This window comes from Candidatus Accumulibacter contiguus (assembly GCF_036625285.1).
Taxonomy (GTDB): Bacteria; Pseudomonadota; Gammaproteobacteria; order Burkholderiales; family Rhodocyclaceae; genus Accumulibacter; species Accumulibacter contiguus.
This window is the reverse complement of sequence record NZ_JAZKUC010000001.1, coordinates 1,880,480-1,896,111: the sequence shown is the minus strand read 5'-3', so window position 1 is coordinate 1,896,111 and position 15,632 is coordinate 1,880,480. Positions and strand designations below refer to the sequence as shown.

The window sequence follows — 15,632 nt, the reverse complement described above, 5'->3', positions numbered from 1 at the left end:
CTTGATCAACTACTAATACCCGTGGAGGAGCCATGCGACTAACCACCAAAGGACGTTTCGCAGTGACTGCGATGATCGACCTGGCATTGCGCTGCAGTGAAGGGCCGGTGTCTCTGGCCGGAATCAGCGATCGTCAGAAAATTTCCCTTTCCTATCTGGAGCAGTTGTTCGGCAAGCTGCGCCGCTACGGCCTCGTCGAAAGCGTGCGTGGCCCCGGTGGCGGCTACTGTCTGGCGCGGCCAACCAGTGAAATGACGGTCACCGACATCATTCGTGCCGTCGATGAGCCACTCGATGCAACGCAATGCGGTGGCCGCGAGAACTGCCGCGACGACGAGCGCTGCATGACCCACGAGTTGTGGTCGACGCTGAACGACAAGATGTACGAGTTTCTCAGTTCGGTGACGCTGGCCGAGCTGGTCAATCAGCAACTCCAGAAAACCGGCGGCCAGGTCGCTGTGGTCCATGATGCGCGCCGCAACAGGCCGCGGGCACGTGCCAAGGCCGTGGCCCTCGAAAGTTGAGTGTCGACCGCCATGTTCGCGCCCGTGTATTTCGACCACAATGCCAGTACCCCGACTGATCCGGCGGTGCTCGAGGCGATGCTGCCCTATCTTTCGGCGCAGTTCGGCAATGCCTCGAGCCGGCACGAGTATGGTCGGGCGGCGCGGCGGGCGATCGACGAGGCGCGCAGTCAGGTCGCTGCGGCGGTCGGTGCGCATGCCAGTGAAGTGGTGTTTACCAGTGGCGGTTCGGAAGCCAACAATCTGCTGATCAAGGGCGCCGCCGCTTGTCTGAAGCCTGGCTTGTTGGCCGTCAGCGCGATTGAGCACCCGTGTGTGATCAAGCCCGCCGAGCAATTGTGCAAACGCGGCTGGATGCTTGAGAAACTGGCGGTCGACGCCGACGGCCGAGTCGATGTCGGCCACTTCGCGGAGGTGATGGCCCGAAAACCGAAGATCGTTTCGGTGATCCTGGCCAACAACGAAACCGGCGTGTTGCAGGATGTCGAATCGCTCGCCGATTGCGCGCGCATGGCCGGCGCCTGGTTTCATACCGATGCGGTGCAGGCGGTCGGCAAGCTGGCTGTCGATTTTCGTCGTCTCAATGCTGCCGGAGTGCATGCGCTGACCTTGTCGGCGCACAAGATCGGCGGCCCCAAGGGTGCGGCGGCCCTGGTGCTCGACAAGCGTGTCGAACTGGAGCCACTGATTGCCGGCGGTGGCCACGAGCGCGGATTACGTTCGGGAACCGAGAACGTCGCGTCAATCGTCGGTTTCGGCGTCGCCTGTACTCTCGCCACAGAGCGCCGGGTAAGGCTGGCACAGCGTCTGCTCGAATTGCGCGGGCAGCTCGAAGCCGGCCTCCTCGGCCTCGGTGCGACGCTCTTCGGCCAGGCTGCCGAACGCCTGCCGAACACCGTTTATTTCTCGTTCCCTGAACTCGATGGTGAAACTCTGGTCGGACATCTGGACCGTGCCGGCTACGCGGTAGCCAGCGGTGCAGCCTGTTCGAGTGCCAACCCCGAGCCCTCGCATGTGCTGCGGGCGATGGGGGTCGATCCCGAACTGGCGCGTGGCGCAGTGCGTGTCAGCCTCGGTCGCGGCAACAGCAAGGAACAGGTCGCCGGCTTTCTGAATACGCTGCAGGCCACCATCGCGGGCTTGCAGCGGCTGAGTGCGATGAGCGCCTGAGAGCGCCCGAAGACCAACTGATGATCTGCAAGAACATGGACAACCCGGAGCAAGAGCAATGCTGAAACTGCCCATCTATCTCGATTATTCGGCCACGACGCCGGTCGATCCGCGCGTGGCGGAGAAGATGATTCCTTATCTGGTCGAGAAATTCGGCAACCCTGCCTCACGCTCGCACTCCTTCGGCTGGGAGGCCGAAGCTGCGGTCGAGGAAGCACGAGAAGAAGTGGCCAGGCTGGTCAATGCCGACACCAAGGAGATCGTCTGGACCTCGGGCGCGACCGAGTCGAACAACCTGGCGCTGAAGGGCGCGGCACAGTTCTACGCCGGCAAGGGCAAGCATCTGGTGACGGTCAAGACCGAGCACAAGGCGGTTCTCGATACTTGCCGCGAACTCGAGCGGCAGGGCTTTGAAGTCAGCTACCTCGACGTCAGGGACGACGGCCTGCTCGACCTGGATATGTTCCAGGCGGCACTGCGCCCGGATACGATCGTCGTCTCGGTGATGTTGGTCAATAACGAGATCGGGGTCATCCAGCCGATCGCCGAGATCGGCGAGATCTGCCGTGCCAGGGGAATCCTCTTTCATGTCGATGCGGCGCAGGCGACCGGCAAGGTGGCGATCGATCTCGCGGCACTCAAGGTCGATCTGATGAGTTTCTCGGCGCACAAGACTTACGGCCCGAAAGGGATCGGCGCGCTGTACGTGCGGCGGAAACCGCGCGTTCGCCTGAATGCGCAGATGCATGGCGGTGGCCACGAACGTGGCTTCCGTTCCGGCACGCTGCCGACGCATCAGATCGTCGGCATGGGTGAGGCTTTCCGCTTGGCACGCCTGGAGATGGGCGCCGAGAACGAGCGGATCCGCATGCTGCGCGATCGCCTGCTCAAAGGGCTGTCGGACATCGAGCATGTCTATGTCAATGGCGACATGGAACGGCGGGTGCCGCACAACCTGAATATCAGTTTCGCCTACGTCGAAGGCGAATCGTTGCTGATGGCGATCAAGGATCTCGCGGTATCGTCGGGATCGGCTTGTACATCAGCCTCGCTCGAACCGTCGTACGTCCTGCGTGCGCTTGGCCGTGAGGATGAACTCGCGCACAGCTCGATCCGGTTTACCCTCGGCCGTTTCACCAGTGCGGAGGACATCGACTATGCGATCAAGCTCCTGCACGACAAGATTGGCCGCTTGCGCGAACTCTCGCCGCTGTGGGAAATGGTGCAGGACGGTGTTGACCTGAGTTCGGTTCAGTGGGCCGCTCATTGATGAATGTATTGAAGGAGAAACAACATGTCGTACAGTGTCAAGGTTCTGGATCACTACGAAAATCCACGTAATGTCGGATCGTTCGGCAAGGAAGAGGAGGGCGTGGCCACCGGCATGGTCGGCGCACCCGCCTGCGGCGACGTGATGAAGCTGCAGATCAAGGTCGGCAAGGGCGGCGTCATCGAAGACGCCAAGTTCAAGACCTACGGTTGCGGCTCGGCGATCGCTTCGTCTTCGCTGGTGACCGAGTGGGTCAAGGGCAAGACCATCGATCAGGCGCTGGACATCAAGAACACCCAGATCGCCGACGAGCTGGCTTTGCCGCCGGTCAAGATCCACTGCTCGATTCTTGCCGAGGATGCGATCAAGGCGGCAGTCGCCGATTACAAGAAAAAGCACAGCGAACAGGTTTCGGCTTGACAGACCACAGTACAGCAGGAGGTTTTTGCATGGCAGTGACGCTTTCTGAACGGGCAGCGAGCCACGTTGCGAATTTCATGCTCAAGCGCGGCAAGGGGATCGGGCTGCGTGTCGGCGTGCGTACCAGTGGCTGCTCGGGAATGGCTTACAAACTCGAGTTTGCCGATGTCGCGCACCCGGACGACATCGAGTTCGAGTCGCATGGTGTAAAGGTTCTGATTGATCCGAAAAGTCTGCCCTACCTCGACGGTACCGAACTCGACTTTGCACGTGAGGGGCTGAACGAGGGGTTCCGCTTCAACAACCCGAATGTCAAGGACGCCTGCGGCTGCGGCGAAAGTTTCAACGTCTGAGCTTGGGCAAGCCGGGCATGCGACAGGCTTGACGGCCAGCTACCTGTGCGAAGACGCGCCGCCGAAAATAATGGACTTCAACGCCGACCACTTTTCCTTGTTCGAGTTGCCGCCTGCCTTCCGGCTGGATGCGGCACTGCTCGACCGCCGTTATATCGAGATGCAGACGAGAGTGCATCCGGATCGCTTTGCAAGTGCCGGTGACGCCGAGCGACGGCTGTCGCTGCAATGGGCGACGCGCGTCAATGAAGCCTACCAGACGCTCAAGAAGCCCTTGCCGCGGGCCAGATACCTGTTGCATCTGGCGGCGCATGATCTCGGCAGCGAGAACAATGCCCTGATGCCCGCCGATTTCCTGGTCGAACAGATGGAATGGCGCGAGGCGGTTGCCGAAGCGCGCAGCGCTGGCGAACACCATGAACTCGAGCATCTGCACCATCGTCTGCAGCGGGATCTGCTTGAACGTTACGAGGAAGTCGCCCGGCTACTGGACGATCAGCATGATCTGGAGCAGGCCGCCGACCGCGTGCGGCGACTGATGTTCCTGGAGAAGCTGCTCGGCGAGATCGACGACGCGATGGCGGCTTGCGAGGAGTAGTTCGTCATCCAGACTGCTGCGCCAAATCACCAGCAACACGTACCAGGACTTTTTCATGGCTTTATTACAGATTGCGGAACCAGGCGAATCCACAGTGCCGCACCAGCACCGGCTGGCTGTCGGCATCGACCTGGGGACGACCAACTCCCTGGTTGCGACGGTGCGCAGCGGCCTGGCCATCGTCCTCAGCGACGAACTCGGGCGTCCCCTGCTGCCTTCGGTGGTGCACTATCGGCCGGACGGCAGCAGTGAAGTCGGTTACGAAGCCGCGGCCAGGCAGGCCGTCGATCCGCGCAACACCATCGTCTCGGTCAAGCGCTTCATGGGTCGCGGGCTGGCGGACGTCGCTCATCACAAGAGCATGCCCTATGTTTTCGACGACACACCGGGCATGCTGCGCCTGCACACCGCTGCCGGGTTGAAGAGTCCGGTCGAAGTTTCGGCCGAGATCCTGCACACCTTGCGTCTGCGCGCCGAGGCCTCACTGGGCGGATCTATCGTTGGCGCGGTAATCACCGTTCCCGCCTACTTCGACGATGCGCAGCGCCAGGCCACCAAGGACGCCGCCAGACTCGCCGGACTGCCGGTACTGCGCCTGCTCAACGAGCCGACCGCGGCAGCGATTGCCTATGGGCTGGACAACGCTGCCGAAGGCGTCTATGCGGTCTATGACCTCGGCGGTGGCACTTTCGACATCTCGATCCTCAGACTGTCGCGCGGCATTTTCGAGGTGCTGGCGACGGGCGGCGACTCGGCGCTCGGCGGTGACGATTTCGACCATCGCATCTTCTGCTGGATCCTCGAAGAAGCCAGACTCAAACCCCTGTCGGTCGAGGATGCCCGGATGCTCCTGACACGCGCTCGTGAAGCCAAGGAATACCTGACCTTTCACGGCCTTGCCCAGATCAACGCGCGCTTAAACAGTGGCGAGCAGGTCGATCTGACGCTCACCACCGAAATCTTTGCCGAGATCACCCAGACCCTGGTCGCCAAGACCATGCAGCCGGTCAAAAAAGCGCTGCGTGACGCTGGTCTGTCGGTTACCGAGGTCAAGGGCGTGGTGATGGTCGGCGGCGCCACGCGCATGCCGCAGGTGCAGCGCGCCGTTGGTGACTTCTTCCGCCAGGATCCGCTGAACAATCTCGATCCCGACAAGGTCGTCGCCATCGGAGCGGCCAAACAGGCCAATCTGTTGGCCGGCAACGGCCTGGCCGGCGAAGACTGGCTGCTGCTCGACGTGATACCGCTATCGTTGGGTCTCGAAACCATGGGCGGTCTGGTCGAAAAGATCATTCCCCGCAATTCGACGATTCCGACGGCGCGCGCGCAGGAGTTCACCACCTTCCGCGACGGCCAGACGGCGCTCGCCGTGCATGTCGTGCAGGGAGAACGCGAACTGGTCAGCGATTGCCGTTCGCTGGCGCGCTTTGAACTGCGCGGTATTCCGCCACTGGTCGCGGGCGCCGCCCGCATTCGCGTCACTTTTCAGGTCGACGCCGACGGCCTGCTGGGAGTGACTGCTCGCGAACAGACTTCCGGCGTCGAAGCCAGTATCGTCGTCAAGCCTTCCTACGGACTGACCGATGACGAGATCGCCGGCATGCTCAAGGACTCGCTGCTGCACGTCAAGGACGACGCGCTGCAGCGCGCGCTCAAGGAAATGCAGGTCGATGCCGAACGGCTGATCGAAGCGGTACGTTCCGCCTTGACCAACGACCGGGAATTGCTCAGTGCCGACGAACTGGCACGCATCGACAGCGACATCGTCAAGCTGCAAGCAGCCGCACGCGGCGACAAGCGCCGCCAGATCATGCTGGCGATCGACGACCTCGAAGCCGACACCAAGGATTTCGCGGCACGGCGCATGGACAAATCGATCCGGCGTGCTTTCGCCGGTCGCAACATCAGCGAGCTGGACAGCGAAGCAGTCGTGGCGAAGACGGAAGAGACCGTATGACCCAGGTCGTCGTTCTGCCGCATATCGAACTCTGTCCTGATGGCGCGGTGATCGACGCGCGACCCGGTGAATCGCTGTGTCAGAACCTGCTCGAGAACGGCATCGCCATCGAACATGCCTGCGAGATGTCCTGCGCCTGTACCACCTGTCACGTCATCGTCCGTGAAGGCTTTGCCGCGCTTGAACCTTCCGACGAGGTCGAGGACGACCTGCTCGACAAGGCCTGGGGTCTCGAACCGAATTCACGCCTGTCGTGTCAGGCGATCGTCAACGCAACGCCGCTGCTGATCGAGATCCCGCGTTACTCGATCAACATGACCAAGGAGGGCCATCGATGAAATGGACCGACATCAACGAAATAGCCATCGAACTCGCCGAAGCGCATCCAGAGCTCGACCCGCTGAAGATCAACTTTGTCGACCTGATGAATTGGGTGCTGGCCTTGCCCGGCTTTGACGATGATTTCAGACATTGTGGCGAGAAAATCCTTGAGGCCATCCAGCAAGCCTGGATCGACGAACTGGCATGAAGCCCGACGACATGGGCGGCGGCCAGCGCAACGTTCTCGGCGGGCCTCTGGGATCCTGCAGCGAGAAGCCGGTGACCGGATTTTTTCGGGACGGTTGCTGCAATACCAGCGACGAAGACTTCGGCAGCCATACCATTTGCGTGCTGCTGACCGCCGACTTCCTCGAATTCTCGAAGGCGCGTGGCAACGACCTGTCGACGCCGCGGCCAGAATTCGGCTTTCCCGGCTTGCACCCCGGCGACCGCTGGTGCCTCTGTGCCGCCCGTTGGCGCGAAGCCCTGCACGCCGGCAAGGCGCCGCGCGTCGTTCTCAACGCCACCAACGAAGCCGCACTCCTGATCGTCGGCCTCGATGACCTCAAGCGTTATGCGATCGATCTGAACTGAATCTCTGCTTAAGAAAACCCGCAGTCTGCCGTTCTAGGGAGTACCCCCCAATCTACTCAGGCAGCCACCATGAAAATCGCCAGTTCCGAGATGCAAATGCTCTCTTCGCATGTGGCAGCGCAACAAACGGAAGTCCGTGAATCGACGCGCATGTGGATCGGGGCTCAACGGCCGGACTTCGAGGGAGGTGATAAGTATCTGTCCAGAAATAAGTTGTACAAGTTCAAACCGATGGCCGGATGGTGTAGTTCCATTCACCATGAAACTCGGAGCGTTCTATGTGAACTTTATCGAGTTCATCATCAGTCACGTGTATGCCTTTCGCGTAGGTGTTGGTATCCATCTCCGCCTCAATTTTTAGGCCTGCTTGTGTGGTGGTGGCAGCAATCAAATTGACGATGACCTCATGGCTGACCAGAGGCTTTCCTCGCCAATTCATACTGATGTAGCTGAACATCCGATGTTCGATCTTATTCCATTTGCTAGTTCCCGGTGGAAAATGGCAGATCGAGATGCATAGGCCGGTTTGGTCGGCCAGACGCTGTAAAGCGACCTTCCATAACCGTACTCTCGCCCCATTGCTGCCACCACCATCCGCAGTCACCAACAGTTCGGTAGCCCCGGGATAACGAATTCGTCCCATCTTTTCCCACCACCGTCGTAACGTTTCCACCGCAAACTCGGCGGTGTCATGATCGACCCCAACGCTAACCCAACCGGTGTTTGCCGTTGGATCATAGACGCCATAGGGATTCACTTTGCCTAGGGTCTTGTCGATAAAGTCATGAACGCGAACCGGTTCGGGGTTTCCTTTGGGGCGCCACTCTCGGCCTCCATTTTTGAAGTCCCCGACGAGTTCCTTTTTCTTGGTATCGACTGAAACCACAGGCTGTCCCCGTCGTTGGAAATCCTCGACTCGACCGTGAATGTAACGGAATTGAGCATCCCGGTCCGGATGGACGGTGCCTTCCTTGGTCTTTTGATTTCCCTGAAGGCTATAGCCCAACTTATCCAGCAAAACCGCTACGGTCTGACGACCAATCCGGTGGCCTTGTTGTTCAAGGGCCGCCGCCAGTTGACGGGTACTCAGACAGGTCCACCGTAAAGGATTCTCAGGGTCTCCCCGGGTGGTCGGTTCCACCAATCTTTCCAGCGCCGAGAGCAATGTCGGCTCGTGCTCGATCAGCTTCTTGCGTCCACCCCCTGCTTTTCGGACGTGTCTACGAGAACCCGCCGGGTCGTCCTGGGCATGACCGCATTTTTCCGAATACAGCGTCATTCGCGATAGCCCCGTGGCTTTAGCGACGATGCTTTGTCCGCCGTAACCGAGCGCCTCGGCTTCCGCCAACGCCCACACACGACGCCCCCGCTCATCCAAAACCGTGGACACGCGCTCGAACTTCTTACGGATCGTTTCAACTAGCTCGTCATTACTCATGACGAGATCGTCGCCTACTCGTATAAGTTGTACAAGTTATTTCTGGACAGATACTAATTCTCGTGCTGCTGCTGATCAGGTCACTCTTTCCGATGCCGGCAAGGCGGCATCGCAGGCGGATGCACTGGCAAACAGCGCCGACGAGACCGAGAACGATCCGCGTCTGCTGTTGATGAGAGCACTCGTTCGCATGTTGACCGGAGAAGACGTGCGCATCTTTGATGCTGCCGAGCTGCATGCGCCGGCGGCTTCGGTGTCTGCGCCAGCGACTGACCTGCCAGCCGAGGTGGCACCTGCCGCCCAGGCTGGAGGCGCTGCTGCTGCGCAGCCTCCGGCCGGTTACGGCGTCGAATATGACTACCACGCATCCCACAGCGAATTCGAGCAGACCTCGTTCGCCGCCAACGGGGTGATCAAGACCACGGATGGCAAGGAAATTCGCTTCGACCTGCAACTGGAGATGTCGCGCAGTTACCACGAGGAAAGCGATGTCAGCCTGCGCCTTGGCGACGCGACGCGCCAGAAGAAGGATCCGCTGGTGCTCAATTTTGCGGGTACCGCCGCCCAACTCGGCGACCAGCGCTTCAAGTTCGATCTCGACGCCGACGGGACCGCCGAGAGCATCAACCGTCTCGCCTCCGGCAGCGGTTTCCTGACCCTGGATCGCAACCACGACGGGCGGATCAACAATGGCGGCGAACTTTTCGGGACCAGAAGTGGCGACGGTTTTGCCGACCTCGCCACACTCGACGGCGATGGCAACGGCTGGATCGACGAAAACGACGCAGCCTTTGCCCAACTCGGCGTCTGGACCCCCGATGCCAATGGCGGCGGCAAGGTGCAGAGCCTCAAGGAAGCCAATGTCGGCGCACTCAGCCTGGCCCGCGTCGCCACCCCCTACGATCTACGCGACGGCAGCAACCAAACCCTTGGGCAGATCCGCAGCAGCGGCGTCTTCCTGCAGGAAAGTGGCGGTGTCGGCAGCATTCAGCAGGTGGACCTCAGCGTCTGACCGTTCTTGCCGATTACCACCGCAATGCACTTCGCGAGCCGGATCCACTTCGATCAGCGGCTGCCAGGGAGGCTCCTTGGTGACCTGCCGATCGGCTACATCGGCAATACTTCGGCATCCCGGTTGACACACTGGTCTTCCCTGACGCCGGCCGGATCGACTACCGCCTGAAGGTCTGCCGATGGCAAGCGGAGCTGCGGTTCCGCCGGCCCGCTTTCGGCATGGTCTTCGTCGAGGAAGTTCCTGATGGCCTGCGCCAGTCGCTGCCGGTGCAAGGACAACGAGGCCTCGACCTGACGACGGGCTGCTGCGCGATCACCCACGGCGAGAGAACACAGCGCTCGTTCAAGCAGGCGCGCCGCTTGCGTCATCGCCTGCCGGACGAGCGAGAAATCACAGCCACAACGCGGACAGACAGCCGTTTCGGCCAGGCGCGCACGACACGCCGGGCAGCGATTCAGCGGTTCAGGCATCGAGGTAGTACAGGAGGTCGGCAAGTGCATCCATCGCCGCTTTCAGGTCGGCGTCCGATCCATTGTTTCGGTCCTTGACAGCTTCGATGCCATTCACCAGATCCTCGGCATCTTCCGTACCCGCCTTGGCCAGCAGACGCTCGGCCTTTTCGATCAGGGCGCCGGCTTCGACGCGCAGGCGCCTGCTGTCGTCGGCAGGTGAAGCCTCGGCGGTAGTAGCGGCTGGCCGCTTGTCGGCGCCTTCCTGCTCGCCAAACAAGCCGTCGATGCGTTCCCGCGCTTCCGCCAGCTTGTCGCCGGTGAAGCGGCTGATGGCATTGTCGATGGTAATCGAATGCACCAGGCCGGTTTCCTTCTCGCGCGAAGTCACCTGCAGGATGCCGTTGACATCGAGCGAAAAGGTCGTGATCAGCGGGTTACCGGCCGGCGCATCGCGCAGGCCCTCGATGGTGAATCGCCCGATCTCGATGTTGTTCAGCGCGTCCGGGTCCTCGCCCTGGTAGACGTGGATGTCGACCTTGCTCTGACCGTCGAAAATGGTGCAGAAGCCCTCGCTCCTTGAGACCGGAATCGGCGTGTTCTTGCGAATCAGTGGCACGAAGCAGAAGGGATACATTTCCCCATTGAAATAATTGAGGGCGCTGGTACCGAAGGTGTAGGGCGTTACATCGATGAGTACGGTCGGGGCCTGGCCGCCGGCGATGACGGCTGCCTGGATGGCGGCGCCCATCGCGACACAGAGATCGGGGTCGACTTCGGCGCGCGGCTGCATCCCGAGTTCCTGCTCGAGGCGGCGCTGGACGAGCGGTGTCCGTGTCGCTCCACCGACGAGCAGGATTTCATTGATGTCGGCGACCGTCAATCCGGCACCACTCAAGGCGATATGCACGGCATCGAGGGTCTCGGCGATATATGGTTCGATCATCTCCTCGTATTCGTTGCGCGAGACTTCGACCGACAGGTGGATCGGCACCCCGTCCTTCTCGAGCAGGAACTCTTCCGAGAGCGTGGCGTAAGGTTCGCTGGAAAGGACGATCTTGGCCGCTTCAGCGGCGTGCTGCAGGCGAGCCATGGCCAGTGGATGCTGTCCGACATCGATGTCGTGCCGTTCGCGCAAATGATCGATCGCGAAGGTGATCAGTTTCTGGTCGAAGTCGTCGCCGCCGAGATGATTGTTGCCGTGACTGGCCAGCACTTCGACGACATCGCTCTCCAGGTTGACCACCGAGACATCGAAGGTGCCACCGCCGAGGTCATAGACCAGAGCCTTGCGCGCGCCGCTGTGGCAGCTTTCATACGCCAGCGCCGCTGCTGTCGGCTCGTTGATGATGCGTACCACCTCCAGACCGGCGATTTCGCCGGCTTCGCGCGTCGCCTGGCGTTGCGCATCGGAGAAATAGGCGGGCACGGTAATCACCGCCTTGCCCACGGGCTCACCAAGGTGCGCCTCGGCGATGTCCCGCAGTCGGCGCAGGATCATCGCCGAGATTTCCTGCGGGCTGTAATCCTTGCCGGCCATCTGTACCGAGGTGAACTCACCCATCCGACGCTTGATCGAACGTACGCTGCGCTCGGGGTGCAGCGCATACTGGTTGCGCGCTGCCTCGCCGACCAGCAGGCTGCCGTCGTCGGCAACACCGACCAGCGAGGGCAGAATGCGTACACCGGGTGCCACCGGAATGACCTCGACACGTCCTTCACGGACGACGGCCACTTCTGAATTGGTCGTACCGAGATCGATACCGACAATGATTTCCGTCATGTGTTCGTTGCTTTCTTGCTGACAATGACTTCGGCGACACGCAGCAACTCGCCGTTGTGGAGAAACCCGCGCTTGACCTCGCGCAGGATGGTGCCATCCGGGATGCTTGACGAACCGCCGGCAGCTTCAACGCCGACCACACGCATTCGTTGCGGATCGAGGATCTCGCCGAGCACCGGCAGTGGCCGCACCCGATGGCTGGCGAGCAGGTCGTCGAGGCGCTGCAGGGTGAGCCGCTGGCCCTCCGCCAGGCTTGCCGCGAAACGCGCCGGCCCGGGAACCAGACGTGCCAGGAACGACGACGGCGGCCTTGCGGCGGCGTCGACGCCGCTTTGCAGGCGATCGCGCAGATCCAGCAGGGCAAGCAGAAACTGCCGCTCGGTCTGTCCCTGGATCGATGCCGCCTGCTCGCGCGCCCGTTCGAGATCACGCTGCAGGCGTTCGCTGTGTTGACGCAGGTCGTTGCCAAAAGCCCGCAACTCATCGAGAGTATTCTTGAACTGGCGCGATTGCAGTCGCAATTCGCTCTTCAGAACCGCCATCTCGCTGAGCAGGGTGGCCAGGTCGACCGAAGTCTCTGCGTCGCCGGCCGCCTCGTCATCCGGCCGCCCCCACGCCTCGCGATGCCTGGCGGCCCGCTCGAGACCGTTGCGGAAATCGTCTACCAGACGCTCTCTTTCCTCGGGGTCGAGGACGATCACCGGCGAGTTCATTTCGCCCCCAATAACCGCAGCAGCCGCCGTTCGGTCGGTGGCTGCGGGGCAAAATCGCTGCTGACGGCGCTCAACAGATCATCGATGCTCGGCAGCGAATGGTCGAACAGCGTGTGCGCCAGCCGCCGACGATGGTTGCAGATCGCCTCATAGGCCGTGCGCACGCTCTCGAAGCGCTCGCGGTCACGTTCCGGGGGCGATTCGCGAATCGCTGTCAGGTAAGCGGCACGAATCGTCTCGTCAGCCGCCGTCAGGTCGACGCCAAGAACGCGGTAGGGGTCAATCATCGAACAGCCCTTTCTGACGATCGTCCTGAACGGGCTGCTTTGGCGCGGGCGGGTGAGGCTTCGGCTTCGGCAGTCCGCCCGACGGGGAAGCGATGAAAGAAGTCAGATCGATGTCCGCAAGGCTTTCGACCAGCAGTTCGATCAGCATTTCGGCCAGCTTTTTCCGGTTGCCGCCGGCAGCGCGCTCGAGCGGACGAAACTTGCTGTCGGGGAGGACCTCGCGGGCCATGCGGATCACTTCGTTGTGTCCACCCATCGACATAAAAAGATCGAACACATCCCGTGGATTCGCAGGCAATTCGTTTACTGAATCGCCGAAGTCATCGTCGTCGTCGAAGTCGTCCGAATCATCGCCACTGAAATAGCCTGGCGGCCCCATCAGATCGCGGATTCGCAGCACCGTCCGTTGATCGCCGTCCTCCAGGGCCTTCTTCAGCGCATCTTCCAGGGCCTGTCGCTCGCGCTCCGACATCGCGAAAAACGCTGCTTTGCCGTGTTTGGCAAAGGTCGCCAGATAGACAAAAAGCGGCCGCTCGGGCCAGCGCCGCAAACCGGCATCCGCGTAGGCCTGCAGAAGCACCAGTTCTTCCCGGCTCAACAGCGTCTCGCAGATCGAGATTCGTTCGGATTCACTGAAATCGCCAGCAGCAGCGCGTTTCAGCGGCGCCCGCAGGGTGTCGAGGACGGTCCGCAGTGCCTTCGACTCGTTTCCGCCCAGGGCGTTGATGGCGTGCATGACGGTCAGCACTTCTCGAGGCACGGGCATTCCCGACAGGTCAGGCGCCGCCCGGCGCAGTTCTCCCGCTGGCTGGCTGCCGACCCGGATACTTTCGAGCAGGACGTGCCAGGCAGCGAGCAGTTTGCCTCCCAGTTCGCCGACGGCTTCCCGCAACAGCACGGTCGCTCGCGCATCGGTGGCGCTCAGCCCACGCAACAGCTTGCTGACGCTGCGTTCGTCTGCGGTAGCGAGCCACTCGTCGGCGAGGTCGAGTTCCTTGCCGGCCGCTTCCGGTCGGTGCAGCCGAATCTGTTTGCGGGCATGCGACAGGTGCGCTCGACCGATCAGCGCCCGCACCTTCGAATTGATCGGATCGAGATCGAGCAGGCGTTTGGCGAGCGTCACCGCTTTCTTGAAGGCATTGCCGGCCAGCGCCGTTTCGACGGCTTCGAGCAACACTGCCGGATCGTTGGCAAAGCGCGCGAGAGCCGTTTCGACAGACGCACGCGCCGCCTTCAGGTCCTGTCCCTGGCGGTGCAGGCGGATCAGCTTCAGATGCGTGGCGCGGTCGTCCGGGTCGAGTTCCAGGCTGCGTTCGAGCCAGGTGGTGCACTCGTCATCATAGTCCGAAGCGTCCTCATCGCCGACGATCAGATCAAAGAGATGGCGAAGGATCAAGGCCGCCTGCAGCGGCGCTTCCTCCGTCGAAAACAGGCGGACAGCGCGCAACCAGTGCGATTCGCTGTGATTGGTTGCGCCCCGGCATTCGGCGGCGAGAGCCAGGATGCACTCGCTCTCTGCTTCGCCCAGCGGACCGAAAGCATTCCGGTACTCCGCCAGACGTTTGTCCGCATAAGGCAGCAGACGGCGACAAAGCCTGGCTGCCGTTTCCGGCAGGCCGCGGCTGCGGCGCAGCAGGAGGTCGACCACCCTGGTCGGCGTCGGTGGTACGCCAGTCCTGGCCAGTTCGGCAACTTCGAGCAGCAGCGAGCGCCGGTTCTCCGGGCAACCCTTGATTTCCAGCAGCAAGTGCCGGCCCTCTTCGTCGAGATCGAGCAGAGCCAAAAGCCAGCGTTTGCCCGGCAGGACGCCGGCACGAACGACGGCTGCCAGATTCTCGAAGGGGCCGTCGACGGTAACGCGGGCGATCAGGCCGGCCGCCTGGGCAGCGTCGTTGCCGACCAGTAGCAGTGCCTTGAGGATGAAGCGCAGATCACGATACGGAGAGCGAAAGGGAATGCCGCGCAATTGCTCGTCCAGGTCGGCCAGATCAGCCCGGCAGCAGGCGGCAATGGCCGCCTGTGCTGCCGCGCGATGACGGCGCAGCGGACTTTCGGCGGCGAGCTGAGCGAGGACGCTCTCATGTGCGGTCAGCGCCACCGCCGCCAGACGGGTTTCCAGGTCGGCGTCGACGGTTCCCGCAGCATCGCCTGTCGGCGTCAGCAGGCGCAGTGCCGTGTCATGCGCGCCGGTACGCAGCAACCAGTCGAGGTAGGGGCCCTCGGCCAGCGATTTGCCGCACAGACTGGCGCGGTTGCGCCAGACCACCAGCGCCTCCTGCAGCATGCCCTTGCTCGCCAGCTCCTTGGCCCGACCGGCATAGCTTGCCGCCAAGCCTTCAAGCCATTCGGATCGACGCTCTTGCTTGAGCAGGTTCTTGTAGAGTTCGACCGCCTCACGATAGCGGCCCGCGTCGAGAACCTGCCTGGCGTGTGTTTCGGGTAATACGGGAGTGCTCGCTGGCGTGGGACGCGACAATGGTGGTCTATGCTTGCGCGACATGAAGGAGAAATTTACCCGAAAGAAAATCAAACCTTGATTCTACACGAAATACTTCGCACCCTGTCGGTACGCATTCGCATTGCGGGACTTGATTTCTGAATCTCCGCCACTATCCTGATATGGAGACATCCAAGGGCGAAGCAGGATGCTTGGGGAAGATTGCTCGCTGCAAGAATGCTGGGTTTGCAGGGGGCAGCCTGTGAGGTGCGCAGATCTTGCGATGTTGAAGGTCGTTTTTTC

At 61.7% G+C, this 15,632-nt stretch carries 17 protein-coding genes; 11 read left to right on the top strand and 6 right to left on the bottom strand.

Annotated elements, in window-relative coordinates:
• Positions 1-32 precede the first annotated feature (32 nt).
• The 10 genes from iscR (at position 33) to V5B59_RS09260 (ending at position 7,207) form a co-directional block, all read left to right on the top strand.
• Positions 33-524 carry a Fe-S cluster assembly transcriptional regulator IscR gene (iscR, locus tag V5B59_RS09305; RefSeq protein ID WP_034911736.1) on the top strand — a complete coding sequence of 164 codons (492 nt, stop codon included), beginning with the start codon at positions 33-35 and terminating at the stop codon, positions 522-524.
• Positions 525-536: 12 nt separating this feature from the next.
• Entirely contained in the window at positions 537-1,694 is a 1,158-nt protein-coding gene (locus V5B59_RS09300) for a cysteine desulfurase family protein (RefSeq protein ID WP_169071649.1), read from the top strand.
• A 58-nt stretch (positions 1,695-1,752) separates the two neighbouring features.
• Complete coding sequence (locus V5B59_RS09295; protein WP_332351823.1) at positions 1,753-2,964, top strand: IscS subfamily cysteine desulfurase; 1,212 nt, start codon at positions 1,753-1,755, stop codon at positions 2,962-2,964.
• Between the two features lie 24 nt (positions 2,965-2,988).
• Positions 2,989-3,384 carry a Fe-S cluster assembly scaffold IscU gene (gene iscU / locus V5B59_RS09290; protein ID WP_034910408.1) on the top strand — a complete coding sequence of 132 codons (396 nt, stop codon included), beginning with the start codon at positions 2,989-2,991 and terminating at the stop codon, positions 3,382-3,384.
• Between the two features lie 29 nt (positions 3,385-3,413).
• Positions 3,414-3,737: an iron-sulfur cluster assembly protein IscA gene (gene iscA / locus V5B59_RS09285; RefSeq protein WP_034910409.1), complete on the top strand. Its 324-nt coding sequence runs from the start codon at positions 3,414-3,416 to the stop codon at positions 3,735-3,737.
• A gap of 70 nt (positions 3,738-3,807) precedes the next feature.
• A complete protein-coding gene (gene hscB, locus V5B59_RS09280; RefSeq protein ID WP_034910414.1) occupies positions 3,808-4,335 on the top strand; it encodes a Fe-S protein assembly co-chaperone HscB in 528 nt (175 codons plus the stop codon).
• 55 nt (positions 4,336-4,390) lie between these two features.
• Positions 4,391-6,292 (top strand): Fe-S protein assembly chaperone HscA, encoded by a 1,902-nt coding sequence (gene hscA, locus V5B59_RS09275; protein WP_332351822.1) that lies wholly within the window; start codon positions 4,391-4,393, stop codon positions 6,290-6,292.
• On the top strand, positions 6,289-6,630 hold the full coding sequence (fdx, locus tag V5B59_RS09270; RefSeq protein WP_169071642.1) for an ISC system 2Fe-2S type ferredoxin: 342 nt from the start codon (positions 6,289-6,291) through the stop codon (positions 6,628-6,630). Before hscA ends, fdx begins: the two co-directional genes overlap by 4 nt.
• Positions 6,627-6,821: a Fe-S cluster assembly protein IscX gene (gene iscX / locus V5B59_RS09265; RefSeq protein WP_169071643.1), complete on the top strand. Its 195-nt coding sequence runs from the start codon at positions 6,627-6,629 to the stop codon at positions 6,819-6,821. The genes fdx and iscX overlap by 4 nt, the downstream gene beginning before the upstream one ends.
• Positions 6,818-7,207 carry a DUF2237 family protein gene (locus tag V5B59_RS09260; protein ID WP_034910419.1) on the top strand — a complete coding sequence of 130 codons (390 nt, stop codon included), beginning with the start codon at positions 6,818-6,820 and terminating at the stop codon, positions 7,205-7,207. Before iscX ends, V5B59_RS09260 begins: the two co-directional genes overlap by 4 nt.
• A 223-nt stretch (positions 7,208-7,430) precedes the next feature.
• Here V5B59_RS09260 and V5B59_RS09255 read toward each other — a convergent pair whose 3' ends face one another.
• Positions 7,431-8,645, bottom strand: coding sequence for an ISAzo13 family transposase (locus V5B59_RS09255; RefSeq protein ID WP_332351424.1), 1,215 nt, complete (start codon positions 8,643-8,645; stop codon positions 7,431-7,433).
• 190 nt (positions 8,646-8,835) lie between these two features.
• On the opposite strand from V5B59_RS09255, the gene V5B59_RS09250 reads away from it, so the two are divergent.
• On the top strand, positions 8,836-9,657 hold the full coding sequence (locus V5B59_RS09250) for a VCBS repeat-containing protein (RefSeq protein ID WP_169069507.1): 822 nt from the start codon (positions 8,836-8,838) through the stop codon (positions 9,655-9,657).
• 95 nt (positions 9,658-9,752) lie between these two features.
• Here the strand turns inward: V5B59_RS09250 and V5B59_RS09245 are convergent, their stop codons facing one another.
• Genes V5B59_RS09245 through V5B59_RS09225 form a run of 5 tightly spaced genes read right to left on the bottom strand, consistent with a single transcriptional unit; the run spans position 9,753 to position 15,368 of the window.
• Positions 9,753-10,130, bottom strand: coding sequence for a hypothetical protein (locus tag V5B59_RS09245; RefSeq protein ID WP_034909228.1), 378 nt, complete (start codon positions 10,128-10,130; stop codon positions 9,753-9,755).
• Entirely contained in the window at positions 10,123-11,892 is a 1,770-nt protein-coding gene (locus V5B59_RS09240; RefSeq protein WP_169069506.1) for an Hsp70 family protein, read from the bottom strand. The genes V5B59_RS09245 and V5B59_RS09240 overlap by 8 nt, the downstream gene beginning before the upstream one ends.
• Positions 11,889-12,605, bottom strand: a complete 717-nt coding sequence (gene grpE / locus V5B59_RS09235) for a nucleotide exchange factor GrpE (protein WP_169069505.1) — start codon at positions 12,603-12,605, stop codon at positions 11,889-11,891. Before grpE ends, V5B59_RS09240 begins: the two co-directional genes overlap by 4 nt.
• On the bottom strand, positions 12,602-12,892 hold the full coding sequence (locus tag V5B59_RS09230) for a DnaJ domain-containing protein (protein WP_169069504.1): 291 nt from the start codon (positions 12,890-12,892) through the stop codon (positions 12,602-12,604). Before V5B59_RS09230 ends, grpE begins: the two co-directional genes overlap by 4 nt.
• The gene (locus V5B59_RS09225) at positions 12,885-15,368 is read right to left on the bottom strand and encodes a hypothetical protein (RefSeq protein ID WP_169069503.1); all 2,484 of its coding nucleotides are present in this window, start codon (positions 15,366-15,368) and stop codon (positions 12,885-12,887) included. Before V5B59_RS09225 ends, V5B59_RS09230 begins: the two co-directional genes overlap by 8 nt.
• Positions 15,369-15,632 lie beyond the last annotated feature (264 nt).